We start from the raw sequence: 24,211 nt of genomic DNA, 5'->3' as shown, positions 1-24,211 counted from the left end.
CAAGGACCAGCCGATGACCGACCCCGTGCTTATCCTCAAAGATGCCTCTTTGTCGCTGGAAAGCAATGCCGGACGCGTCGATATCCTGCACGGCATCTCCCTCGTCGTGCAGCGTGGCGAGACCCTTGGCCTTGTCGGTCCATCCGGGTCGGGCAAGTCATCGCTGCTGATGCTGATGAGCGGGCTGGAGCAGGCAACGCGTGGGTCGATCACCGCTCTGGGACGGGATCTGACGCGGCTGGACGAGGACAGTCTTGCCCGGTTCCGGCGGGACAATATGGGCGTGGTGTTCCAGAACTTCCACCTCATCCCCACCATGACGGCGCTTGAGAATGTCGCAACACCCTTGGAACTGGCCGGCCACCGCGATGCCTTTGCCCGCGCCGAGGCCGAGCTTGACGCGGTTGGCCTGTCACACCGTCTGGCCCATTACCCGGCGCAGCTGTCAGGCGGCGAACAGCAGCGAGTCGCGCTTGCCCGCGCCTCGGCCCCGCGGCCGCAGATCCTTCTGGCCGACGAGCCCACCGGCAATCTGGACGAGGCCAACGGCAACGCCATCATCGACCTGCTTTTCCGTCTGCGCGACCGGCATGGCGCAACCCTGGTACTGGTGACTCACAGCCACCAGCTGGCACATAGTTGCGACCGGGTGATTCGGCTGCGTGATGGTCGCGTCGACGTCGAAACCCAAAGCGAGGCTGCCGAATGAGCCTGCCACAAGCCGCCCGCATCGCTCGGCGCGAATTGCGCGGCGGGTTGCAGGGGTTCCGTGTTTTCCTCGCCTGCCTCGCGCTTGGCGTCGCAGCCATCGCCGCCGTCGGATCGGTCCGCGCGGCCATCGAGGCGGGGCTGGCCCGTGAGGGGGCCGCATTGCTCGGCGGCGATGCCGAACTGGAATTCACCTATCGCTTTGCCACCGACACCGAACGCGCCTGGATGAACGCCAGGGCGGACGCGGTGTCCGAGGTCGTCGATTTCCGATCGATGGCAGTGGTGGGCCGGGGCGAAGAAGCCGAACGCGCGCTGACGCAGGTCAAGGCCGTTGACGCTGCTTATCCTTTGGTCGGCACCGCCCGCCTGTCCCCTGACATGGCCCTGCCGCAAGCATTGGCGGGCCGCGACGGGCTGCCCGGTGCCGTCATGCAACGTGTCCTGATCGACCGGCTGGGGCTGCAACCGGGCGACAGGTTCCGGCTCGGTACGCAGGATTTCATCCTGATGGCCGCCCTTGCCCACGAACCCGACGGCGCGGCCGACGGGTTCGCCCTTGGTCCGCGCACATTGGTTCTGACCGAAAGCCTTGCCGCTTCGGGCCTGTTGCAGCCGGGCACGTTGTTTTCCACCAAATACCGACTCGATTTGCCCCCCGGCACCGACCTTACAGCGGCCGCCCGCGATGCAAAACGCACCTTTCAGAACGCCGGCCTGCACTGGACCGACGCCCGCAACGGCGCCCCCGGCATTGCCGAGTTCGTTTCCCGGCTCGGAGCTTTCCTGATCCTCGTGGGCCTGTCCGGCCTTGCCGTGGGCGGCGTCGGCGTCTCTGCCGCCGTCCGCGCCTATCTGACGGAAAAGACCGCCACCATCGCCACTTTGCGCACGCTCGGCGCAGATCGCGCTACGGTCTTTCAAACCTATTTCCTGCAGATCGGCGCGCTCTCGCTCCTCGGCATCCTGACCGGCCTGCTGCTGGGCGGCCTCGCCCCCGTTCTGCTGGCCCCGCTTCTGCAGGCCCGCCTGCCGGTTCCGGCGGCCTTCGCCCTCTACCCCGCACCGCTGTTCGAGGCCGCACTCTATGGCCTGATCGCAGCCTTCGTCTTCACCCTCTGGCCGCTGGCCCGCACCGAAGACATCCGCGCCGCCGCCCTCTTTCGCGACGCCCTGTCGGCGTCCCGTACATTGCCGCGCGCCCGCTACCTGCTAGCAACCACCTTCGCGCTGGCCTTGCTGGTCGGACTGGCGGCCACGTTCAATGGCGCTCCCCTACTGACCCTCTGGACGGCAGGCGGTCTTGCTGGTGCGCTGATCCTGCTGGCCGCCTCGGCCCTTGGCATCCGGTCGCTTGCCCGCCTCGCCCTGCCGGGCGCACGGGGCCGCCCCGTCCTGCGCTGGGCGCTGGCCGCCATATCCGGTCCGCGCGAGGGGGCCGCCCCGGTCGTACTGTCCCTTGGCCTCGGCCTTTCGGTTCTCGCGGCGGTCGGGCAGATCGACGGCAACCTGCGCCGAGCCATCTCGGGCAACCTGCCCGACGTGGCACCTTCTTATTTCTTCGTCGATATCCAGAAAGATCAGATGCCCGACTTTTCCGGGCGTCTGTCCAGCGACCCTGCTGTCAGCGGCGTGGAAAGCGCGCCCATGCTGCGCGGTATCATCACCCGGATTAACGGAAAACCTGCCCGTGACGTCGCGGGCGATCACTGGGTTCTGCACGGCGACCGGGGGGTGACCTATTCAGATACGCCGCCGCCGAAAACTCGCCTGACCGCCGGCGAGTGGTGGCCTCGGGACTATTCCGGCCCGCCCCTCGTCAGCTTCGCTGCCGAAGAGGCCGCGGAAATGGGGCTCGCCCTTGGCGACATGCTGACCGTCAATATCCTGGGCCGCGATATCACCGCCGAAATCACCTCGTTCCGCGAAGTGGATTTTTCGACGGCGGGCATGGGTTTCATCATGTCGATGAACCCCTCGGCCCTGGCCGCCGCACCGCACAGTTTCATCGCTACCGTCTATGCCGACGAACAGGCCGAAGCGGCGATCCTGAGTGATCTCGCCGCGCGCTTTCCCAACATTACCGCCATCCGGGTCCGCGACGCCATCGACCGCGTATCTGATCTGCTGGGCGGGTTGGCCACCGCCACCTCATATGGCGCGGGGGTCTCGCTTCTGACCGGGTTTCTGGTGCTGATCGGCGCCGCCGCGGCGGGCGAGCCCGCCCGCAGGCACGAGGCCGCAATCCTGAAAACACTTGGAGCCACCCGCCACCGCATCCTGCTCAGTTTCGCCTTGCGCGCGGCCATTCTTGGCGCGGCCGCCGGCATCGTGGCGCTGGCCGCCGGAATGCTGGGCGGCTGGGCCGTCGCCACCTACGTGTTCGATACGAATTTCGCCGTCATCTGGTCCTCTGCCGTCGCCATCATTGGCACCGGCATCTCCGTCACCCTCGCCGCCGGCCTGATCTTTGCCTGGCGGCCGCTCTCGGCCCGCCCCGCGCATGTCCTGCGGGCCAATGACTGACCTCCAGTGGCTCCGGTTCAGCCAGCGCTCAAAACGCTTTGGCGTGTGCAGGCCACCGGCTGCAGAATTTTCAGCAAATCCGCGTTGTCGCAAACCAGCGCATCCAGCGTGATATCGTCCAGCGACGCATAAAACGCCTGAGCCGCGTCCCGCAGCGCCAGCCGCAACCGGCAGGCGTCCGTAAGCGGACAGGTATTGTCGGCATCGGCAAAACACTCGGCGATCGGAAGATTGCCCTCGACATCGCGGAACACTTCACCGATCCGAATCTGGTCTGCGGGCCGCCCAAGCGACATCCCTCCGTTCCGGCCACGCTGCGTACTCAGATACGACAACTGGCTCAACTGATTGATCACCTGCGCCAAATGGTTTTCGGAGATATTGCACACCTCGGCGATCTCGGATTTCGTGACCAGCCGGTCCTGATGCGCGGCACAATACATCAGCAGGCGGACAGCAATATTCGTCCTTTTGGTAATGCGCATGTGTTCCTCCTCGGATTTCACGATAGAGACTTATTGCACATGCCCGAAAAAAACTGTTTGACATACATCAATTGCTCACATGACAACCAATCCGATGAAAGATCCCTATTTCTTTGGCTACGGCAGCCTCGTAAACCTCGCGACACATGATTTTCCAGACCCACGACCCGCCACGCTGCGGGGCTGGCGGCGGGCCTGGCGGCACACCGATCTGCGCCCGGTGGCCTTTCTGACCGCCATCCCCGCTCAGGACAGCGAGATCGAGGGCATGATCGCCCATGTGCCCAAAAACGACTGGGCCGCGCTGGACGAACGCGAATGGGCCTATGACCGGATCCCCGCCACCCATGCCATCGCGCACCCGCTGAAGGGCGCGGTCGAGATCGCCGTCTATGCCGTGCCGGAACACCGTCATTCCGAGCCGTCCGACCGCTATCCGATCCTGCTCAGCTATATCGATGTGGTGATCCAGGGCTATCTGCGCGCCTATGGGCCGGACGGCGCCGACCGTTTCTTCGCCACCACCGACGGGTGGGAGGCACCGATCCTGAATGACCGGGCCGAGCCGCGTTATCCCCGCCATCAGCAACTCCGCCCGGAAGAGAGCGAATTCGTCGACGACCGACTCGGGGCGATCTCGGCAAAAATTATCCAGACCGCCTGACGAAAAAAGGGCGGGTGCCCGCGCGCCCCGCCCCCCTTCATCTTTTCAAATAATACTCTCGCCGAAGGCACGCGCTCGCACGGGTGCGTTCACTCAACCGCGGGCGCGGATCACCTGCATCAACGGCAACAGCGCGGCCATTTCCGGCCCCCGCTCCATGCCGGTGATCGCCTTGCGGAGCGGCATGAACAATCCCTTGCCCTTGCGGCCCGTGGCCTCCTTGACTGCCTTGGTCCACGAACCCCAAGTCTCCCCGTCATACGGGCCTTGGGGCAACAGCGCCATCGCCTCGGCGATGAACGCGCGATCTTCGTCGTCGACCAGCGGCTCGGCGCCGTCGCGGCACAGCTCCCACCAGCCTTGAAGATCGTTCAGCGTGGTGATGTTTTCGCGCGCCATCAGCCAGAACGGTTCGGCCAGATCGGCGGGCACGCCCGCCACCGCCACCGCATCCGCCACTTCGGACAGAGGCAGTGCCTGGAGGTATTTCGCGGTCAGCGGGAACAGGTCCTGCACGTCGAACTTGGTCGGCGCGGCGCCGAACCGAGTCACGTCGAACCCGTCGATCAGTTCCGCCATGTCGTTTCGCATTTCAACCGGGTCCGAGGACCCCAGGCGCGCCATCAAGCTCAGCAACGCCATCGGTTGAACTCCCTGCTCGCGCAGGTCGCGCAGGGCCAGCGTGCCCAGACGTTTCGACAGCGCCTCGCCCTGCGGTCCGGTCAGCAGCGAGTGGTGGGCAAAGCCGGGGGGCGTGCCGCCCAGCGCCCTGATGATCTGGATCTGGGTGGCGGTGTTGGTCACGTGGTCGGACCCGCGCACGACATTCGTCACGCCCATTTCCGTGTCGTCCACCACCGAGGCCAGCGTATACAACACCTGCCCGTCCGCCTTGATCAGCACCGGGTCGGAAACCGAGGCGGCGTCGATCGAGATGTCACCCAGAATGCCGTCGGTCCATTCGATCCGTTCATGATCGAGCTTGAACCGCCAAACGCCGTTGCCGCGCTCGGCGCGCAGCGCCTCTTTCTCGGTCTCGCTGAGGTTCAGCGCGGCACGGTCATAGACCGGCGGCTTGCCCATGTTCAGCAGTTTCTTGCGCTTCAGATCCAGCTCGGTCGGCGTCTCGAACGCCTCATAGAACCGCCCCATCTCACGCAGCTTGTCGGCGGCTTCGGCATAGCGGTCCAGCCGGTCCGACTGACGCTCGATCCGGTCCCAGTGCAGGCCCAGCCACTCCAGATCCTGCTTGATGGCATCGACATATTCTTCCTTCGACCGCTCCGGGTCGGTGTCGTCGATACGCAGGATGAACGTGCCGCCCGCCTTGCGGGCGATCAGGTAATTCATCAGCGCGGTACGCAGGTTGCCAACGTGGATATATCCGGTAGGCGACGGGGCGAAACGGGTGGTGGTCATGGGTGTCTCCTGTTGCGCGGCTCTTGTCACATGGGCGGCATTTTGTCCAGCGGGACTGAGCGCGCCCTTCCGGTGCGTGCCTCCGGCGGGGATATGCTCGAAAAGATAATACGACTCAGGTCGGTTCGACCGGCCAATGGGCCGCCAGATCCCTCAACCCCGCCCGGATCAGCTCGGCCAGCACATCGGTGTCGATATCCGCCAGCTTGTTCACATAAAGGCAGGACTTGCCGATCCTGTGCTTGCCCAGCCGGGCAAGAATTTCCCCGAAATCCGCGTATCCCGGCATGATGTAGATCGACAGCGCGGATTTGCGCGGCGAAAATCCGGTGGCCAGGAAATCGCCTTCGCGCCCGGTCTTGTAGACATAGTGATACCGGCCATAGCCGACCATCGACGCCCCCCACATCAGTGGCTCAAATCCGGTAACCTCGCGAAACAACCGGTCCAGACAGCGCGCGTCCTCGGCCCGGCGGGCAGGTTCCACACCCGCCAGAAACGCCTTCACCGACTCACCGGTAGGAACGGTTTTGTTGTCTGCCTTCGCCACGGCCCATTTCTACAGCATTCCGCGCGGCTGCACATCCCTTCTGCGTTCCCGCACAATAGCCCCGCCCCGCAAACGCCCTAGCTTTTCCGCATAAATTCGATCTTCAGGGAGTTCGATCCATGGCGTTGAAACTGTCACGCCGGTCGGCGCTGGGCGCCGCTGCCGCTCTGCCGCTGGCTGCAACCGCGAAACCGGCACTGGCTGTGGAAGACAGCGCCGCCGGCGAAACGCACATCACCCGGCCCTTCAGGTTGGGCACGTTTTCGGTGACGGCTCTTCTCGACGGCAGCTTTCCCCGCGATGGCGTCCGGGAGATCTTTGGCGGCGGTGCCAGCGACGAGGAATTCGCCCGCGTTTCGGCGGAAAACTTCATTTCCGCAGACTCGGCGCAATTCTTCTTTACCCCGACCCTGATCGATACCGGCTCCGAACGTGTTCTGTTCGATACCGGCCTCGGTCAGGGCGGAATCCACAAGGCACTGGCCGCAGCCGGCACCAGCCCGGACGCGATCGACGTGGTGGTCATCACCCATATGCATCCTGACCATATCGGCGGCCTGATAACCGACGACGCCCCGACCTTTGCCAATGCCCGCTATGTCACCGCCGCAAAGGAGTACGACTTCTGGTCGGGGATGGAGGCAGGCAACCGCGTCGGTGATCTGGTCGCCCGAAATGTCACCCCCCTGGCCGACAGGATCACCTTTGCCGAGGATGGCGGCGAGATCGTGCCGGGCATCACCGCAATGGCCGCATTCGGTCACACGCCCGGCCACATGGCCTATCATATCGAAAACGGGGGCCAGCGCCTGGTGCTAACGGCGGATCTTGCCAATCACTATGTGTGGTCCTTCGCCCATCCCGAATGGGAGGGCAGCTTTGACGTCGACAAGGCGGCGGCCACGGCCTCGCGCCGGCGGGTGTTGGGCATGCTGGCGGCGGACCGCGTTCCGATGATCGGTTACCACATGCCCTTCCCGGCCGCAGGTTACGTGGAGCCACGGGGCGACGGATTCCGCTTTGTCCCCGTCAGCTATCAGATGATGGGCTGAGACGGATCAATAGCCCGGATCAGGGCGCACGCGCGATCCGTCAGTGAATCGTGACAGGCGGAATTCATGCGGGTCGACACAGGGCGTGCCGGCGGTCACGAGATCGGCCGCCAGCCGCCCCGCCGCCGGTCCGATGCCAAACCCGTGTCCGGAAAACCCAGTGGCGATGAACATCCCCGGCAAATCGTTCACCTCGGAGATCACTGGAATCGCGTCGGGGGTGACATCCATATACCCCGCCCAGCTTTGCACAATCTCGGCCGAGGCAAGTGCCGGAAACGCCTGACAGGCCTTGGCCCAGGCCCTGCGCACCACCCGCCATGACGGCTCGGGGTCAAGGACACGGCAATGCTCGAAAGGGGTGACGTCGCTGGGCAGCCATGACCGGTCTTGCCGGGCCTCTTCGGCCCAATGGCGTGACACCCGGAACCGCAACGATTTCCAGTCCTGGCACAGGGCGGGCAGATAGCGGTGGCCGAGCCTGAAACTGTCGGGAACGATATCCACGATATTGTCATGACCGGATGCGATGGAATACCCGCCATCGGCCCGCTTGCGCATGGCAAAGTCATCCGACCAGAACGCGGTCTCCGGCAGCCCCTCGACCGGAGAGGTTCGCATCGCCGTGTTCAGAACCTTGAGTTGCGGCAGAAAGATATCGGCGTTACCGGCAAACAGCCGCGACCACGCCCCGCCCGCCAGCACCACGCGGTCGCAGGTCACCCGCCCCCGTTCGGTCACGACCCCGGCGACGCGCCCCGCCTCGACATCGACCGAGCGTACCGCGCAATTCGACATCACTGCCGCCCCCCGGTCCCGTGCCCCCTCGGCAATGGCCGGCGCGGCCAGTTGCGGTTCGGCCCGGCCATCCTGTGGCATATGAAGACCCGACGTGATCGTCCCGCTGTGACCCGGCATCAATGCGGCAAGTTCAGCGTTGCCCAGCAAACGCGCCCCGGTCTGCAAGCCCTCGACCTGCGTCAGCCAACGTTCTTGCCGGTCACGCCCGCGCCGCCCCGAATCGGCAAAGACGATACCCGCCTGCCTGTATCCGGTCTGACGGCCAAGCCGTTCGTCCAGCCCCTGCCAGATTTCGCGCGCCGCTTGCATCAGCGGGATCTCGCGGGGGTCGCGCATCCCCAGCCGCACCCAACCCCAATTCCGCGAGCTTTGCTCGGCTCCGATCTGCCCTTTTTCGCACAGCAGAACGGATACACCACGGTCCGCCAGTTCGAGGGCGGTCGACGTGCCGATGATGCCGCCCCCGATCACCACGGCGTCGACGCTTTTCGGAAGGGCCAGATCGGATTCGAACGAAGTGGGCTTGGGGCCGGGCATCAATGGCTCAAATACAGATTCATCAGCCTCATTGATGTCCGGCTTTGCCGGCCGAAGAAAGCGAAATTGGCTCCGGGCCGGCTCCTCACCCCGGAACTGTGGCCGCCCGGTCATCCTCTCGGCGGCACGCCGTATTTTCAACGATGGTCTTTCTGAGGGATCACAACCACGCTCCGTTGGGTTGAGATCGGAAAGTTCGGCTTAAACCGCCGTCAACAGGGCGTGAATTGCCCCAATAAAAGCAGCTGCGGCCAAGGAACTGGCCAACAGGATACATACAATTTCCAAAGCATTTAGTTTCATGGCAGCCCCAATGCAGCGGGTTTCTACGCCTGCACATAACAAGTACGTTACCGAAGAAAAGAGGGCTGGCCGACCTCATGCGCAATGCGGCGCAATCCTGCCAGTGACGTTGGCGTTCATTTGCCTAAAGACGCCCAAAAATGTTTTCTGACCTGGAAAGATGCGTGGCATCCCCGTTGACTTGTGTCTTTGGGGCACCACTCACATGTCGCCCCAAAGACACCGCCGATTCCCCCTCGGCTCGTCAGCCCGCTACTTGCACGCACGCAGATCGCGGCATCACTCTGCGACCCGCCATTTTTCACCCAACCAAAGCGGGCGCCCCCTCTTGCGCGGTTTGTTGTGTGGGTCCCCCAGAATATTGGCGATCACTTTGTCGATGCCGATTTCGTCGAACTTACACCCAAAAGAACGCATCATTTTCCATTCCGGCAAGGAATGGAGAGGCTTGTCATAACCGTTTACCATCACACCACCAAACACTCGTCCCAAAATACTCGATACCTTCCGGGTTCAATCCCGGAATTCAAAAACTTATGTACGCTCGAGGAATTAAGACATGTGGCTACGCCACTCAAAATACGTCAATTCCGCCCCAGTTGAGGCCAAAATGGCGCTTAATTGTGTCATAAATGTGGCAATTTAACGATGCTCTGGAAACAAATTGTTTCAAAAACAATAGGCAACCGCGTCGCCTCGGCCGCCCATTTCGTGTCTGGCCAGGTCTGGTGACTTGATAAGGCAATTCGCCCGCGTCACCGATTGGACCCGTCTCCTTTCAACCGGTCAAACGGGTCGTGCCGCATTTTCTCCGGCAGATCTTCGACCGGCTCGAAATCCGGCAGGTACAGCCCCTCGACCCAGCGTTCCGGCAGAAACCCAACGATCCGGTTCGCGGCTTTCGACAGACGGGCCAGCCGCTGCCTGAGCCGATCCGCCAGATCCGGGCGCTTGCGTTCAAGCCAAACCATCCCCTGCTCCGCCAACTCGACCGCACGCTCGTGACCCAGCGTCCAGTACGACACTAGAAATACAGCCAAAAACAAGGCCGCAAGCAACGGCAACAGCAATGGGCGCCACAGCACGATCAACACAACCGTCACGATAAATACGTGCGGCCATGTCGGTTCGTACCGGTTCTTGCGCACGGGAATCGGTCCGATCAACCCGATCTTCCATCCTGCGGCGTCCTTGCCGGGCCGCGTCGTGTCGGCCGGCCTGATCCAGCCGTCCCCCTCTTCGACCGGTTCAAGCGCCTTGCCGCTCAGGATCGCGTTGATCGCGGCATCCGTTCTTTTCTCATCCAAACTCCGCTCTTCACCCCGCATCGAGTCCAGCCTCGGCGCGGTATGAATCGGTTTGTCAAACTCTTCCAACATTGACCCCTCGCATTCCCCCAAATGCTCGGCCAAATCACCGCTACTTCATCGAGGGCGGAAACAATACGCATGAATTTCGTGAATTGAATCACCCTGCTAGCGGCAATCCCGCCTGCAACCCGACATTTTCGCCGCATAAATGGCTAAATTAAGGCGTAACTGCGGCTGAATATCGACTTCAGCCCGGATCGCGCCAGCGATTGACGATGGGATAGCGCCGGTCCAGCCAGAACGACCGCCGGGTCAGGCGGGCGCCGGGGGCGGACTGGAACCGCTTGTACTCGCTGATGTAAAGCAGATGCTCGACCCGCCGTGCCACCTCGCGCTCGAACCCGGCGGCCACGCAATCGGCAAGCGAGCCGTCCTGATCCACCAGAATTTCCAGTATCGCGTCTAGAACCGGATAGTCCGGCAGGCTGTCGCTGTCTTTCTGATCCGCCCGCAGCTCGGCACTTGGGGGTTTGTCGATGACCGAGGGCCTGATCACCTCGCCCTCAGGCCCCTTCATCCAGCCGCGATGATTGGCGTTGCGCCAGCGACAGGTCTCGAACACGCGGGTCTTGTACAGGTCCTTGATCGGATTGTAGCCCCCGTTCATGTCGCCATAGATGGTGGCATAGCCCACCGCGACCTCGGATTTGTTACCCGTGGTCAACAGCATCTCGCCGAATTTGTTCGATATCGCCATCAACAGCAGCCCGCGCAGGCGCGACTGGATGTTCTCTTCGGTGATGTCCGGCTGCCGGTCGGCAAACAGGGGCGCAAGCGTCGCTTCCACCGCCACCCGGCTTTCGGATATCGGCACATAATCGTACTGAACCCCCAGCGCCCGCGCCACGGCCTCGGCATCCTCCAGCGACCCGGCGCTGGTATATTCCGACGGCAGCATGACACAGCGCACGTTTTCTGCCCCCAGCGCATCGACCGCGATGGCCGCCACCAGCGCCGAATCGACCCCGCCCGACAGGCCCAGCACCGCCTTGCCGAACCCGGTCTTGGACATATAGTCGCGCAACGACTGCACCATGGTGCGGTAATCCTGTTCCCATTCGTCGGGCAACGGCGCGATCCCTCCGGGTGCGACCCGCCAGCCCTCGTCACCGCGCTCCAGATCGAGATGGGCGATCGCCTCGTCAAAAACCGGCATCCGCAACGCCAGATCGCCGCCGGGATTGAGCGCGAAGGTGCCGCCGTCGAACACCTGATCGTCCTGCCCGCCGACCATATTGAGATAGATCAGCGGCAGACCGGTCTCGACCACACGGGCCACCATGTAGTTGATCCGGACATCATACTTGTCGCGAAAATAGGGTGATCCGTTCGGAATCAGGAGGAACTCCGCCCCGGTTTCCGCCAGCGTTTCCGCCACGTCCTCGTGCCAGGCGTCTTCGCAGATCGGGCTGCCGATACGGGTATTGCCCACCGAATATGGCCCGCCCAGCGGCCCGGCATCAAAGATGCGCACCTCGTCGAACACGGTTTCGTTCGGCAGGTGATGCTTCAGCGCCCTGCTGGCGATCTTGCCGCCCCTCAGGATCAGATAGGCATTGTAAAGCTTGCCGTCCTCGACCCACGGCCCCCCGATCGCCAGCGCCGGACCATCGGCGCATTCCGTGGCCAGGGTCTGGATCTTTGCAATCGCGGCCTCGTGGAACGCAGGCTTCATCACCAGATCCTGCGTGTTGTACCCGGTGATGAACATCTCGGGCAGGGCCACAAGGTCGGCCCCGGCCGCGCGCCCCTCCTCCCAAGCCCGCAACGCCTTGTCGGCATTGCCGGACAGATCGCCAACCACCGGGTTGAGCTGCGCCAGCGTGATACGGAAACGGTCGGCCATGACGCCCCCCTGCTCTCATCCATTCCAAGCCATTTACCAGATCGCGCCCCGAGGAAAAGGCCATTGCGGCAAAAGACATTGCCCCGCCATCGCCGGTATTTTAAGTTCCGTCCCACCGAGCAGTGGTTTTTTGGTGCAAACAAGGCAAGCAGGGGCAGCGATGGTCTCGATCCGCAAAACAATGACAACGGCGGCATTCGCGGCGCTGGCCGGATCCGCATGGGCGCAGGAAGGGCAAATCCTGACGACCGAGGACGATGTCGGCGGCGTCTATGAGGGCACGTTCAAAGGCGGGCTGCAACACGGCAACGGCACCTATCGCCTGCCCAACGGCTATGAATACAACGGCCAATGGGTCGAAGGTGAGATCGAAGGCAAGGGCACCGCGCGCTTTCCCGACGGCTCTATCTACGAGGGCGATTTTGCCAAGGGCAAACCGCATGGCACCGGAAGGATCGTCTACGCCGATGGCGGCACCTATGAAGGCGAGTGGAAGGATGGTGTCTTCGATGGCAGGGGCCTCGCCATTTTCACGAGCGGCAGCCAGTACGAGGGCGAATTCAGGAACGGCCTGCATCATGGCAAGGGAACGCTGCGCGTCGCGGACAGCTATGTCTACGAAGGTGACTGGGTCGACGGACAGCAGGACGGGCAGGGCAAGTTCACCTATGCCGACGGCTCGGTCTACGAAGGCGACGTGCGCGCGGGCGCGCGGCACGGCAAGGGCACCGTGCAGTTTTCCGACGGCGTATCCTATGCCGGCGACTGGTCCGATGGCCAGATGAGCGGAAGCGGAGAACTGACCTACCCCAACGGAGATGTCTATCAGGGCGAATTTCGGGTCGGCCGCCGCGAAGGTAAAGGCAAAACCATCGGAGCGGACGGCGACATCTATGAAGGCGACTTTTTGGATGATCAACGCCACGGTCAGGGCAATTTCGTCGGCACGGACGGCTTCCGCTACACCGGTGACTGGACCAAAGGCCAGATCGAGGGCGAAGGTCGCATGACCTATCCGGACGGCTCGATCTATGTCGGCGAATTCCAGGCCGATCTGGCCGAGGGCAAGGGCAAGATCACCTATCCCGACGGGTCCAGCTATGACGGCGACTGGATTGCCGGGGTGATCGAAGGCGATGGCACCACGGTCTATGCCAACGGCATCGTTTACAAAGGCCAGTTCCGCAACGCCCGCAATCACGGCAAGGGCGTGATGACCTATCCCGACGGCTATCGGTTTGACGGCGACTGGGCCAACGGTCTGCGCCATGGCGAGGGCAAGGCCACCTATCCCGACGGGTCGGTTTATACCGGCCAGTATGCCAACGGGCAGCGCCACGGGCAGGGCGGGATCGTGATGCCGGACGGATTCAAATATTCCGGCCAATGGACCGAGGGCAAGATCACCGGCATCGGCACCGCGACCTATGCCAATGGCGACATCTACGAGGGCAGCTTCCTTAACGGCAAGCGCCAGGGCGAAGGCAGGATGCGCTATTCCGACGGTCAGGAAGAAAGCGGCACCTGGGAAAACGGCGCGCTGGTGCAGAACGACGAGCCCGCACCGCAATCCGCACCGGTTGAGGGCGCGGCGCAAAACGAATAGCACTGGGCCCTTCGCATCTTTGCGGTCACAATTGCTTCGGGGAGTTTGAGGGGCGGCTTGCGGCCGAATCAGAGTAAATTTCGGTCAAATTGGCGCTTCCCATTCTCGTTGATGGCTGTATAAACTCTGCTTCATGATCAACCGCGCAGATATCCCTTCAGCCGCCACCACCACCCGTGGCGCGATTCTGCGCGGCCTACTGATCCTAATCCGCCTCTGAGCGTGCCCGTCGGCGCGCCCGCTCAGAGGAGGACGCCCGCGCGCCAAGTGGCTTTAGGACAGACAAGAAAGTGACCCCCATGACAAACGTGACCGACCAAGACCGCGTCTTGATCTTTGACACCACGCTCCGCGACGGCGAACAAAGCCCCGGCGCGACCATGACCCATGACGAAAAGCTTGAGATCGCCGAACTGCTGGACGAGATGGGCGTCGACATCATCGAGGCCGGCTTTCCCATCGCCTCCGAGGGTGACTTCAAGGCGGTGACCGAGATCGCCCAGCGCTCGAAAAACAGCCGCATCTGCGGTCTGGCCCGCGCCAATTTCGCCGATATCGACCGTTGCTGGGAGGCGATCAGGCACGCCGAAAAAAACCGCATCCACACCTTTATCGGCACGTCACCGCTGCATCGCGCCATTCCGAACCTGACCATGGACGAGATGGCCGAGAAGATCCATGAAACCGTCAGCCATGCGCGCAACCTTTGCGAAAACGTGCAATGGTCGCCGATGGATGCCACCCGGACCGAGTGGGACTACCTGTGCCGCGTGATCGAGATCGCCATCAAGGCGGGCGCGACCACGATCAACATTCCCGACACCGTAGGCTACACCGCTCCGGTGGAATCCGCCGACCTGATCAAGCGCCTGATCGAAGCGGTTCCGGGCGCGGATGAGGTGGTGTTTGCCACTCACTGCCACAACGACCTTGGCATGGCGACTGCGAACTCGCTGGCGGCCGTTGCAGGGGGGGCGCGTCAGATCGAATGCACCATCAACGGTCTTGGAGAACGCGCGGGCAACACTGCCCTGGAAGAGGTGGTGATGGCGCTGCGCACCCGCAACGACATCATGCCCTGGCGTACCGGCATCGACACCAGCAAAATCATGCATATCTCGCGCCGGGTGGCGACCGTGTCGGGATTTAACGTGCAGTTCAACAAGGCCATCGTCGGCAAGAATGCCTTTGCCCATGAAAGCGGCATCCATCAGGACGGGATGCTGAAGAACCGCGAAAACTTTGAGATCATGCGCCCCGAGGATATCGGCCTGTCGGGCACGTCCCTGCCGCTTGGCAAGCATTCGGGGCGCGCGGCGCTCAAGGACAAGCTGAACACCCTCGGCTACGAGGTTGGAGACAATCAGCTCAAGGATGTTTTCGTGCGGTTCAAGGAACTGGCCGACCGTAAAAAGGAAGTGTTCGACGACGACCTCATTGCGCTGATGCATTCGGGCAGCGACGCCAAAGATCATCTGCAACTTGTGTCGATGAAGGTGATCTGTGGCACCGGCGGCCCTGCGGAAGCCACCGTCGAGATGGAAATCGACGGCAAGGATGCCAGCGCCACCGAACATGGGGACGGCCCGGTTGACGCGACGTTCAGGGCCATCCGCATGCTTTATCCGAACAAGGCACATCTGCAACTTTATCAGGTTCATGCGGTGACCGAAGGCACCGACGCGCAGGCGACCGTATCGGTCCGGCTGGGAGAGGACGGAATGATCGCTACCGGCCAGTCCGCCAACACCGACACCGTGGTCGCTTCGGCCAAAGCCTATATCAACGCGCTGAACCGCCTGATTGTACGGCGGGAAAAAACAGGCCCCGGCGCCGATGCGCGCGAGATCAGCTACAAAGACCTGACCTGAAAAACATGAGCGGGCCTTGATCAGGCCCGCCCTTCAAGCCGTGTTCGGGATTTAGGACAGCCCGGCTTTTTCCAGACCTTCCCGGAAATGCCGGATGTCTTCGTCGCGGGTATAGTGCAGCGTATCCAACAACCCGCTGATCCGGAAATCGGGATTGGCCGCCCGCACGGCATCGGCGTGACGCCTCGCTTGTTCCTCGTGCCCCAGCCATGCGTGGCATGCCGCGACAAACGCGTTCTGCGTCATGTCCAGATCGGTCAGACGCTGAAAATCGTCGATCGCTTCTTCGTAGCGGCGGCCGCAAAAATGGGCCTTGCCGAGGTGGCTCCAGAACCGGGGCGGATGATGCGGGTTCAAACGCATCGCCTTTTCGATCCACTCAGCCCCTTCATCCGGTTTGCCCATCCACGTCAGCAATTCCCCCATCTGCACGACGACAAGATCGTAATTCGGATTGAGCGACAGCGCCCGTTCCTGATGATACCGCGCCTTGTTCAGGTTGTTGCGCACGATGTCCAGCGCGGCCATCAGGCGGTGCACATCCGCGTCGTTGTCGTCCAGCGCCGCGGCCTTTTTGATCGACGCCTCGGCATCTGCCAGCGCGGCGGTGGAATCGGGATCCCAGCCGTAACCCCAGGCCTGTCCACGTATACAGCCGCGCCAGGCATGGGCGTGGGCATAATCGGGGTCGAGTTCGATCGCCCGGTCCACCAGTCGGACCGCCTCGGCGTTATCCTCGGGTGTGCTGCGGTGATGCAGCACCTTTGCCGCCAGAACACATTCATAAGCGGCCAGGCTCGACGGTTTCCTACGCACCAGATCATCCGTTTTCGAGGCCTCGATCCGCCCCGGCAAGGTTGCGACCACCGAGGCGGTGATCTCGTCCTGGAGCGTGAAAATGTCGTCCAGCTCGCGATCGTATTTCTCGGCCCAGACATGGGCGTCGTTGACGCTGTCGATCAACTGCACGGTGATCCTGACCCGGTTTCCGGCTTTGCGTACACTGCCTTCGACGACGTATTGCGCCCCCAGTTTCCCGGCGACTTCCGGGATGTTCACCGACTGACCCTTGTAGACGAAACTGGAGTTTCGCGAGATCACGAACAGCTCGTGGCGGCGACTGAGTTCCGTCAACAGGTCTTCGGTCAGGCCGTCCACGAAAAACTCCTGCTCGGGGTCGCCGCTCATATTGGCAAAGGGCAGGACCGCGATCGAGGGTTTGACAACGCGGGTATCTTCGTCTTTCGCGCGGTTTTCGTGCGCGGCAACCGCGCCGGGGCCATCCAGCTCGATACGATAGGCGCGAACCGAATGCGTGATATTCTTGAGCGTCAGTTCCCCGAGGTCTTCAAAGCCCAGATCCATCTGCTGCCTGACCTGATCGTGCACGGCCCCCGAGATCACCACATCGCCCACGCCCGCCGACTGTTCCAGCCGCGCGGCGACATTGACGCCACTGCCAAAGATGTCGTCGTCTTCAAAGATGATATCGCCCAGATTGATGCCGATCCGGAATTGAATCCGCTGATCTTCCGGTACGTCGAAGTTTCGGCGGAGCATCCGGCTTTGTACCTCGACGGCGCACGCGACGGCGTTGAGTGCGCTGGCAAACTCCACCAGCATTCCGTCTCCGGTCGTCTTGATGATCTTACCCTGATTCTTTTTGATCGCCGGATCAATCAATTCGATGCGATGCGTCCTCAGCCGGGCAAGAGTTCCCGCCTCGTCAGCCTCCATCAACCGGCTGTACCCCACCATATCCGCCGCCAATACGGCTGCCAGCCTTCGATCCATCGCGCCCCTCCGTCGGGGCATTCTAGGCTTGGTACGGGCGGTTCTCCAAGCCTTTTGATACTGTGCAACCTATGCAGGTTTCGTCCTTTGGCGATAGTCGCGGAAGCGATCGTTTCACAGGCCCGCAAAGATCCGGTTCAACCGTGCAACCTCAACTTCGAGACCGAAAGGGGCATTCACGAAAAACATGCCCGAGCCGATCATCCGGTGGCCGTCGCGAACCGGCGGGAACCGCACTTCGTGCCGCAGCGCCTTGGGCAGGTTCTGCCGTTCAAGCGCCTGCAGCATGGGCTTGTGCCGCGCATCGGTCAGGATCGGGTACCAAAGCGCGATCACCCCGACATTCCATGCGCGGTGCATCTTGGCGATGAGACCGGGCAAGCGATCATAGTCCGATTTCACCTCATAACTCGGATCGATCAGCATGGCACCGCGCCGGGGCGTGGGCGGCAGCAGGGACTGGGCCAGTTCGAACCCGTCCTGCTTGTATGCCCTGGCGGTGAACGGCTTCAGCGCCGAAACCAGCGCGGCGTGCTCTTGCGGGTGCAGTTCCGCAAAATGCAGGCTATCCTGCGGCCGCAACAAGCCGGCCGCGATCAGTGGAGAGCCGGGATAGCTGTCGCTACCAAATTGCGCCCGCACGGAATCAATCGCGCGTGACAGCGGATGATCCGCGTCGAACCATGCCTCGCGCCGGGCGCGTCCGATCCCCGCCGCCGCCTCGCCCGTGCGCATGGCCTCTGCCGCATCCAGCCGGTACAGCCCGCGGCCGGAATGGGTTTCGATATAACTCAACGGCTTGTCCTTGCGGGTCAGATAGTCCAGCGCCGCAGCCAACAGCGCGTGCTTTTGCACATCCGCCAGATTGCCGGCATGGTAAATGTGTTGATACGAAAGCATCGTTGCTTCTAAAGTCCTTCCGAAAGAGGCGAAAAGGCGCTGATTTACATGGAATCAGCCCTTTTACCGGGCGGCTTCGCGCCCTATAAGTCATCCGTCCCTGACCCGTCGAGTCGTGGGAAGAAGAATAAATTCTGGCAAGCAGGGTCACATACATGGGGATCTTAGGTAATCTGGGCGGCCTGTTCTCGTCGGACATGGCGATCGACCTCGGGACCGCGAACACGCTGGTCTATGTCAAAGGTCGCGGCGTGATCCTGTCAGAGCCGTCGGTGGTGGCCTATCACGTCAAGGACGGGGTAAAAAAGGTTTTGGCCGTGGGAGAGGATGCCAAGCTGATGCTGGGTCGCACCCCGGGTTCGATCGAGGCGATCCGCCCGATGCGAGAGGGCGTGATTGCCGACTTCGACACCGCCGAAGAGATGATCAAGCACTTTATCCGCAAAGTGCATAAACGCTCGACCTTCTCCAAGCCGAAAATCATCGTCTGTGTCCCCCATGGCGCGACTCCGGTGGAGAAACGTGCGATCCGCCAGTCGGTTCTGTCTGCCGGCGCCCGACGCGCCGGGCTGATCGCCGAACCCATCGCCGCGGCCATCGGCGCGGGCATGCCGATCACCGATCCGACCGGCAACATGGTCGTCGACATCGGCGGCGGTACCACCGAAGTGGCGGTTCTGTCGCTGGGCGATATCGTCTATGCCCGTTCGGTCCGCGTTGGCGGCGACCGGATGGACGAGGCGATCATCAACTATCTGCGTCGTCAGCAGAACCTGCTGGTGGGCGAAAGCACGGCCGAACGCATAAAGACCACGATCGGCACGGCGCGCATGCCCGATGACGGGCGTGGCCAGTCGATGCAGATCCGGGGCCGTGACCTGCTCAATGGGGTTCCGAAGGAGATCGAGATCAGTCAGGCCCAGGTGGCCGAGGCGTTGTCGGAACCGGTGCAACAGATCTGCGAAGCGGTAATGACCGCGCTGGAAACCACCCCGCCCGATCTGGCCGCCGACATTGTCGACCGTGGCGTGATGCTGACCGGCGGCGGCGCCTTGCTGGGCGATCTCGATCTGGCGCTGCGCGAACAGACCGGACTGGCCGTGTCCATCGCCGATGAAAGCCTGAATTGCGTGGCTTTGGGCACCGGCAAGGCCCTGGAATACGAAAAACAACTGCGCCACGCGATTGACTACGACAGCTGAGGCGCGCACCCTCTGACGCAAAGGTCGATGCGGCGGCGCGACATGCACCGGAAGGAGTCCTGTGGCAAAGGACCGATCACAGCGTGACGACTTTACCGCCCCCCTGCGCCGCCTGCTTTTGGGGGTATTTTTGTTGTGCCTTTTCGGAATCTTTCTGGTCTGGCGGATCGACAGCCCCCGCGTCGAACGGTTCCGTGCCCGTGTCGTTGACGAGGTGGTGCCGTCGATGGACTGGGCGATGGTGCCGGTGACCGGTGCGATCAACCTTGTCCGGGATTTTCAAAGCTATCATCGGCTGAGCGAGCAGAACCGAGAGTTGCGCAGCGAATTGCGGCAGATGCGGGCGTGGAAAGAAGCGGCGCTGCAGCTGGAACAGGAAAACGCGCGTCTGCTGGACCTCAACAACGTGCGTCTCGATCCACGCCTGACCTATGTGACCGGTGTCGTGATGGCAGATAGCGGTTCCCCGTTCCGGCAATCGGTCCTGCTTAACGTGGGCGCGCGGGACGGCATCGTGGACGGCTGGGCCGCAATGGACGGTATCGGGCTTGTCGGGCGGATATCCGGGGTCGGCGATGATACCGCGCGGGTGATCCTGCTGACGGATGCGGCCAGCGCCATACCGGCCACCATTCAGCCCTCGGGCCAGACGGCCTTGGTGGCCGGCGACAACACAGCCGCGCCCGCGATCGACTTTCTGGAAAATCGCGAACTGGTGCGTCCGGGGGATCGCGTGATTTCATCGGGTGACGGCGGCGTGTTCCCCGCGGGTTTGCTGATCGGACAGGTTGCCCAGGATCCGGGCGGTCGCCTGCGGGTGAGACTGTCCGCCGATTTTGAACGCCTCGAATTCCTGCGTGTGCTGCGCTTTCATCCTGCCGAACCGATCACCGACCCCGGCGGAATTGTGTCCCCGGATGGGCCCGCAGCCGCGCTGCGACCCGAGGAGGCCGCCGATGGATAGGCTGTCGCCCTCCCACCTGTGGATGATGCGCCTGCTTTATGTCGGCTTGGCGCTCATCATCATGTTCTTTCACCTGCTGCCATTAAGCACCTTGCCCTCGCGATGGGCGCCTCCCGACCTGCTGATCGCGATGACCTTTGCATGGACTTTGCGTCGCCCGGACTATGTGCCGGTCCTCAGCGTCGCCTTTGTCGTATTGTTGGCGGATCTTCTGTTGCAGCGCCCGCCGGGATTGCTGGCCGCTTTGATGGTGATGGCCTGCGCATACCTGCAATCGGTTTCCGCCACGACCCGGGATGCGGGGTTCGTCGGCGAGTGGATGACCGTGGCGACGGTGCTGACGGCCCTGACGATTGGCAACCGGCTTGTTCTTGGCCTGACCGCGGTCGATCTGGTGTCGATCTGGCTGGTTGCGCTGCAACTGGTCTTGACCATTGTTGTCTATCCGCTGGTGGTGTGGGTCACCCAGTCCGTTCTCGGCATCAGGCGACTCACGGCAGCCGAGAGCGAAGCGTTGGGAAGACGCGCATGAAACGAAATCCCAAAGAACTTGGCCGCATCCATCGCCGCTTTTCGCGGCGGGCGCTGATCCTGGGTGGCCTGCAGGCCGCGTTCGTCGGCGGACTGACCATGCGGATGCGGTACATGCAGGTCGAGCAGGCAGACCAGTTCCGACTTCTGGCCGAGGAAAACCGCATCAACATTCGCCTCATTCCACCCAACCGGGGCGAAATATTCGACCGCAACGGTCAGATCATCGGCCAGAATTCCCCGTCCTACCGCATCGTCATCGTGCGCGAGGATGCCGGAGATGTGGAACAGGTCTTTGCGAGCCTGTCCAAACTCATTCCGCTCAGCGAAGAGGAACTGGAACGCGCCCGCGCCGAGATGCGCCGCTCGGCCCCGTTCCTGCCGGTGACGTTGGCCGATCAGGTGACGTGGGAGGATATCTCGAAGGTCGCCATCAACGCGCCCGCCCTGCCCGGCATCACGCCCGAGGTCGGCCTGGCGCGGGTCTATCCCCGTTACGAGGATTTCGCCCATGTGGTGGGCTATGTCGGCCCGGTCAGCGACTATGATCTCAGCCAGATGTCCGACCCGGAACCGGTTCTACGCATCCCCCGGTTCCAGATTGGAAAAGTCGGGTTGGAAGCCAAACGCGAGGATATCCTGCGCGGCAAGGCAGGCGCAAAACGGGTCGAGGTGAATGCCACCGGCCGCATCATGCGCGAACTGGATCGGCGCGAAGGCCAGGCCGGGTCCGACCTGCAGCTTTCCGTTGACGCGGATCTGCAGCAATACGCTCAGGCCAGGCTGGCGGGCGAAAGCGCCGCCGCCGTCGTCATCGATTGCGAAACCGGAGATCTGCGCGCCATCGCTTCAGCACCCAGTTTTGATCCGAACCTGTTCGTTCGCGGAATTTCGGTCGCCGACTACCGGGCCTTGACCGAAGACAAATACCGACCGCTGGCAAACAAGAGCGTTCAGGGCACCTATCCGCCCGGCTCGACCTTCAAGATGATCACGGCAATGGCCGCGCTGGAGGCGGGCGTTGTTGGTTCCGCAGACACGGTGTATTGCCCCGGCTTCCACAAGGTCGGCAGCCGGCGTTTCCACTGCTGGAAGCGCGGTGGACACGGGTACATGAACCTGCTCGACTCGCTCAAGCAAAGCTGTGACGTCTATTACTACGACGTGGCTCTGAGGGTCGGGATCGACCGGATCTCGGAGATGGCCAACAAATTCGGACTGGGGATCAAGCACGATATCCCGATGTCCGCCGTGGCCGAAGGGCTTGCTCCCAATCAGGACTGGAAATCTCGCATTCACGGCGAGGAATGGCTGATTGGCGACACTGCGAACTCTTCGATCGGTCAGGGCTTTATGCTCGCCTCGCCGCTTCAGCTTGCGGTGATGTCGGCGCGTATCGCCACAGGCCGCGCGGTTACCCCGCGGCTTGTCAAGTCGATCGACGGGATGGAGCAGCCATCGGGGGCGGGTGAAGAACTGGATGTTAACAAGAACAACCTTCGCCGGTTGCGCAACGCGATGTTCGCGGTCTCGAACGACCGGCGCGGCACGGCGTATCGCAGCCGGATCATCGAGGACACCTTTCGCATGGCGGGCAAAACCGGCACCAGCCAGGTTCGCAACATCACCGCCGCCGAACGCGCCGCCGGCGTGATCCGAAACGAAGACCTGCCGTGGGAACGACGCGACCACGCGCTTTTTGTCTGTTTTGCCCCCTTCGACAATCCGAAATACGCTCTTTCGGTCGTGGTCGAGCATGGCGGTGGCGGCTCCAAGGCCGCAGCCCCCGTGGCGCGGGACATCATGTTGCAGGCATTGTATCAGGGAACACCGCCGCTGGAGGCTTACCCGGTCGCGGACCGTGAACGAATCAGGGAACAGCAGCAAAGGCTTGAACGCGACCATCGACCAAAGGCGCGGCCCGACGAAAAGGATCGCGCATGAGCTATCTTGAACATTCCGTCAAATCCACGCCAACGGGCCTGCGCAAGTTTCTGTACCTGAACTGGCCGCTTGCCCTGTTGTTGGCCAGCGTGGCCTGTGTCGGTTTTCTGATGCTCTACTCGGTGGCGGGTGGATCGTTCACCCCCTGGGCCAAACCTCAGATCGAGCGCTTTGGCCTTGGGCTTGCGGTCATGTTCATGGTCGCCATGGTGCCGATCTGGTTCTGGCGAAACATGTCCGTGCTGGCCTATCTGGGATCGATTGGGCTTTTGGTTCTGGTCGAGGTCATGGGCACAGTCGGCATGGGCGCGCAGCGCTGGATCGATCTGGGCTTCATGCGTCTGCAACCGTCAGAGCTGATGAAGATCACTTTGGTCATGGTTCTGGCGGCCTATTACGACTGGCTGCCGGAGCACAAGATCTCGCGCCCGCTTTGGGTGTTTTTGCCAGTGCTTCTTATCCTGTTGCCGACGGCGCTGGTTCTCAAGCAGCCCGACCTGGGCACATCGATCCTGCTGCTGGCGGCGGGTGGCGGGCTGATGTTTCTGGCAGGGGTCCACTGGGCGTATTTCGCGGCGGTCATCGCGGCGGGTGTCGGATTGCTCACCACCGTGTTCAAAAGCCGGGGCACCGACTGGCAGTTGCTCAAGGATTATCAGTTCCGCCGCATCGACACGTTTCTGGATCCCTCCACCGATCCGCTTGGCGCGGGCTATCACATTACCCAATCCAAGATCGCGCTGGGCTCGGGCGGCTGGAACGGGCGGGGATTCATGCAGGGCACCCAGTCGCGGCTGAACTTTCTGCCCGAAAAGCACACTGATTTCATCTTCACCACCCTGGCCGAAGAGTTCGGGTTCGTAGGGGGCTTTTCGCTGTTGTCTCTCTATTCACTGATCCTTGTTTTCTGCCTTGTCACCGCGCTGAAGACAAAAGACCGGTTCTCGTCGCTTGTCACGCTTGGCATCTCGCTGAATTTCTTCCTGTTCTTCGCGGTCAACATGTCGATGGTCATGGGGCTGGCGCCGGTCGTCGGCGTTCCGCTGCCAATGGTCAGCTACGGCGGCTCGGCAATGCTGGTTCTGATGGCCGCTTTCGGCATCGTGCAAAGCGCTCACATCCATAACCCCCGCTAGCA

At 62.4% G+C, this 24,211-nt stretch carries 20 protein-coding genes; 11 read left to right on the top strand and 9 right to left on the bottom strand.

Features of this window, described 5'->3' with window-relative positions:
• The first annotated feature begins 13 nt into the window (after positions 1 to 13).
• Both ACR0AO_RS11075 and ACR0AO_RS11070 read left to right on the top strand, forming a co-directional pair.
• The gene (locus ACR0AO_RS11075) at positions 14 to 709 is read left to right on the top strand and encodes an ABC transporter ATP-binding protein (RefSeq protein ID WP_480603368.1); all 696 of its coding nucleotides are present in this window, start codon (positions 14 to 16) and stop codon (positions 707 to 709) included.
• Entirely contained in the window at positions 706 to 3,234 is a 2,529-nt protein-coding gene (locus tag ACR0AO_RS11070) for an ABC transporter permease (protein WP_480603366.1), read from the top strand. Before ACR0AO_RS11075 ends, ACR0AO_RS11070 begins: the two co-directional genes overlap by 4 nt.
• Positions 3,235 to 3,251: 17 nt before the next feature.
• On the opposite strand, the gene ACR0AO_RS11065 is transcribed toward ACR0AO_RS11070, so the two are convergent.
• Positions 3,252 to 3,719, bottom strand: coding sequence for an RrF2 family transcriptional regulator (locus ACR0AO_RS11065; RefSeq protein WP_480603364.1), 468 nt, complete (start codon positions 3,717 to 3,719; stop codon positions 3,252 to 3,254).
• A 94-nt stretch (positions 3,720 to 3,813) separates the two neighbouring features.
• Between ACR0AO_RS11065 and ACR0AO_RS11060 the strand changes: the two genes are divergently transcribed.
• Entirely contained in the window at positions 3,814 to 4,383 is a 570-nt protein-coding gene (locus ACR0AO_RS11060) for a gamma-glutamylcyclotransferase family protein (protein ID WP_480603362.1), read from the top strand.
• 93 nt (positions 4,384 to 4,476) lie between these two features.
• On the opposite strand, the gene gltX is transcribed toward ACR0AO_RS11060, so the two are convergent.
• Together gltX and ACR0AO_RS11050 are read right to left on the bottom strand one after the other, a co-directional pair.
• Positions 4,477 to 5,802, bottom strand: a complete 1,326-nt coding sequence (gltX, locus tag ACR0AO_RS11055) for a glutamate--tRNA ligase (protein WP_480603360.1) — start codon at positions 5,800 to 5,802, stop codon at positions 4,477 to 4,479.
• Between the two features lie 115 nt (positions 5,803 to 5,917).
• A complete protein-coding gene (locus ACR0AO_RS11050; RefSeq protein ID WP_480603359.1) occupies positions 5,918 to 6,352 on the bottom strand; it encodes a DUF1801 domain-containing protein in 435 nt (144 codons plus the stop codon).
• 119 nt (positions 6,353 to 6,471) lie between these two features.
• Between ACR0AO_RS11050 and ACR0AO_RS11045 the strand changes: the two genes are divergently transcribed.
• A complete protein-coding gene (locus ACR0AO_RS11045; RefSeq protein ID WP_480603357.1) occupies positions 6,472 to 7,404 on the top strand; it encodes an MBL fold metallo-hydrolase in 933 nt (310 codons plus the stop codon).
• A 6-nt stretch (positions 7,405 to 7,410) separates the two neighbouring features.
• On the opposite strand, the gene ACR0AO_RS11040 is transcribed toward ACR0AO_RS11045, so the two are convergent.
• The 4 genes from ACR0AO_RS11040 to ACR0AO_RS11025 all read right to left on the bottom strand — a co-directional run bounded on the left by ACR0AO_RS11040 (position 7,411) and on the right by ACR0AO_RS11025 (position 12,261).
• Positions 7,411 to 8,742, bottom strand: a complete 1,332-nt coding sequence (locus ACR0AO_RS11040) for an NAD(P)/FAD-dependent oxidoreductase (protein ID WP_480603355.1) — start codon at positions 8,740 to 8,742, stop codon at positions 7,411 to 7,413.
• Positions 8,743 to 9,324: 582 nt separating this feature from the next.
• Positions 9,325 to 9,513 (bottom strand): hypothetical protein, encoded by a 189-nt coding sequence (locus ACR0AO_RS11035; protein WP_480603353.1) that lies wholly within the window; start codon positions 9,511 to 9,513, stop codon positions 9,325 to 9,327.
• 287 nt (positions 9,514 to 9,800) lie between these two features.
• Positions 9,801 to 10,352 (bottom strand): hypothetical protein, encoded by a 552-nt coding sequence (locus ACR0AO_RS11030; protein ID WP_480603351.1) that lies wholly within the window; start codon positions 10,350 to 10,352, stop codon positions 9,801 to 9,803.
• Between the two features lie 250 nt (positions 10,353 to 10,602).
• Positions 10,603 to 12,261 carry an NAD+ synthase gene (locus tag ACR0AO_RS11025; protein WP_480603349.1) on the bottom strand — a complete coding sequence of 553 codons (1,659 nt, stop codon included), beginning with the start codon at positions 12,259 to 12,261 and terminating at the stop codon, positions 10,603 to 10,605.
• A 160-nt stretch (positions 12,262 to 12,421) separates the two neighbouring features.
• On the opposite strand from ACR0AO_RS11025, the gene ACR0AO_RS11020 reads away from it, so the two are divergent.
• Both ACR0AO_RS11020 and ACR0AO_RS11015 read left to right on the top strand, forming a co-directional pair.
• Positions 12,422 to 13,867: an MORN repeat-containing protein gene (locus tag ACR0AO_RS11020; RefSeq protein ID WP_480603346.1), complete on the top strand. Its 1,446-nt coding sequence runs from the start codon at positions 12,422 to 12,424 to the stop codon at positions 13,865 to 13,867.
• Between the two features lie 299 nt (positions 13,868 to 14,166).
• Entirely contained in the window at positions 14,167 to 15,738 is a 1,572-nt protein-coding gene (locus tag ACR0AO_RS11015) for a 2-isopropylmalate synthase (protein ID WP_480603344.1), read from the top strand.
• Between the two features lie 51 nt (positions 15,739 to 15,789).
• Here ACR0AO_RS11015 and ACR0AO_RS11010 read toward each other — a convergent pair whose 3' ends face one another.
• Positions 15,790 to 17,532 carry an adenylate/guanylate cyclase domain-containing protein gene (locus ACR0AO_RS11010; RefSeq protein WP_480603342.1) on the bottom strand — a complete coding sequence of 581 codons (1,743 nt, stop codon included), beginning with the start codon at positions 17,530 to 17,532 and terminating at the stop codon, positions 15,790 to 15,792.
• Between the two features lie 114 nt (positions 17,533 to 17,646).
• Entirely contained in the window at positions 17,647 to 18,432 is a 786-nt protein-coding gene (rlmJ, locus tag ACR0AO_RS11005; protein ID WP_480603340.1) for a 23S rRNA (adenine(2030)-N(6))-methyltransferase RlmJ, read from the bottom strand.
• Positions 18,433 to 18,587: 155 nt separating this feature from the next.
• Here rlmJ and ACR0AO_RS11000 point away from each other — a divergent pair, with 155 nt between their 5' ends.
• The 5 genes from ACR0AO_RS11000 (at position 18,588) to rodA (ending at position 24,209) form a co-directional block, all read left to right on the top strand.
• Positions 18,588 to 19,634 carry a rod shape-determining protein gene (locus ACR0AO_RS11000; RefSeq protein WP_480603338.1) on the top strand — a complete coding sequence of 349 codons (1,047 nt, stop codon included), beginning with the start codon at positions 18,588 to 18,590 and terminating at the stop codon, positions 19,632 to 19,634.
• 61 nt (positions 19,635 to 19,695) lie between these two features.
• Positions 19,696 to 20,598: a rod shape-determining protein MreC gene (gene mreC, locus ACR0AO_RS10995; protein ID WP_480603335.1), complete on the top strand. Its 903-nt coding sequence runs from the start codon at positions 19,696 to 19,698 to the stop codon at positions 20,596 to 20,598.
• Positions 20,591 to 21,130 carry a rod shape-determining protein MreD gene (locus ACR0AO_RS10990; RefSeq protein WP_480603334.1) on the top strand — a complete coding sequence of 180 codons (540 nt, stop codon included), beginning with the start codon at positions 20,591 to 20,593 and terminating at the stop codon, positions 21,128 to 21,130. Before mreC ends, ACR0AO_RS10990 begins: the two co-directional genes overlap by 8 nt.
• Positions 21,127 to 23,073, top strand: a complete 1,947-nt coding sequence (gene mrdA / locus ACR0AO_RS10985; RefSeq protein ID WP_480603333.1) for a penicillin-binding protein 2 — start codon at positions 21,127 to 21,129, stop codon at positions 23,071 to 23,073. Before ACR0AO_RS10990 ends, mrdA begins: the two co-directional genes overlap by 4 nt.
• Positions 23,070 to 24,209 (top strand): rod shape-determining protein RodA, encoded by a 1,140-nt coding sequence (rodA, locus tag ACR0AO_RS10980; RefSeq protein WP_480603331.1) that lies wholly within the window; start codon positions 23,070 to 23,072, stop codon positions 24,207 to 24,209. Before mrdA ends, rodA begins: the two co-directional genes overlap by 4 nt.
• Positions 24,210 to 24,211: the final 2 nt, after the last annotated feature.

It is taken from the genome of Ruegeria sp. AF8 (assembly GCF_056541825.1).
The sequence above is the reverse complement of the archived record's forward strand: the minus strand, read 5'-3'. Positions and strand labels throughout refer to the sequence as shown.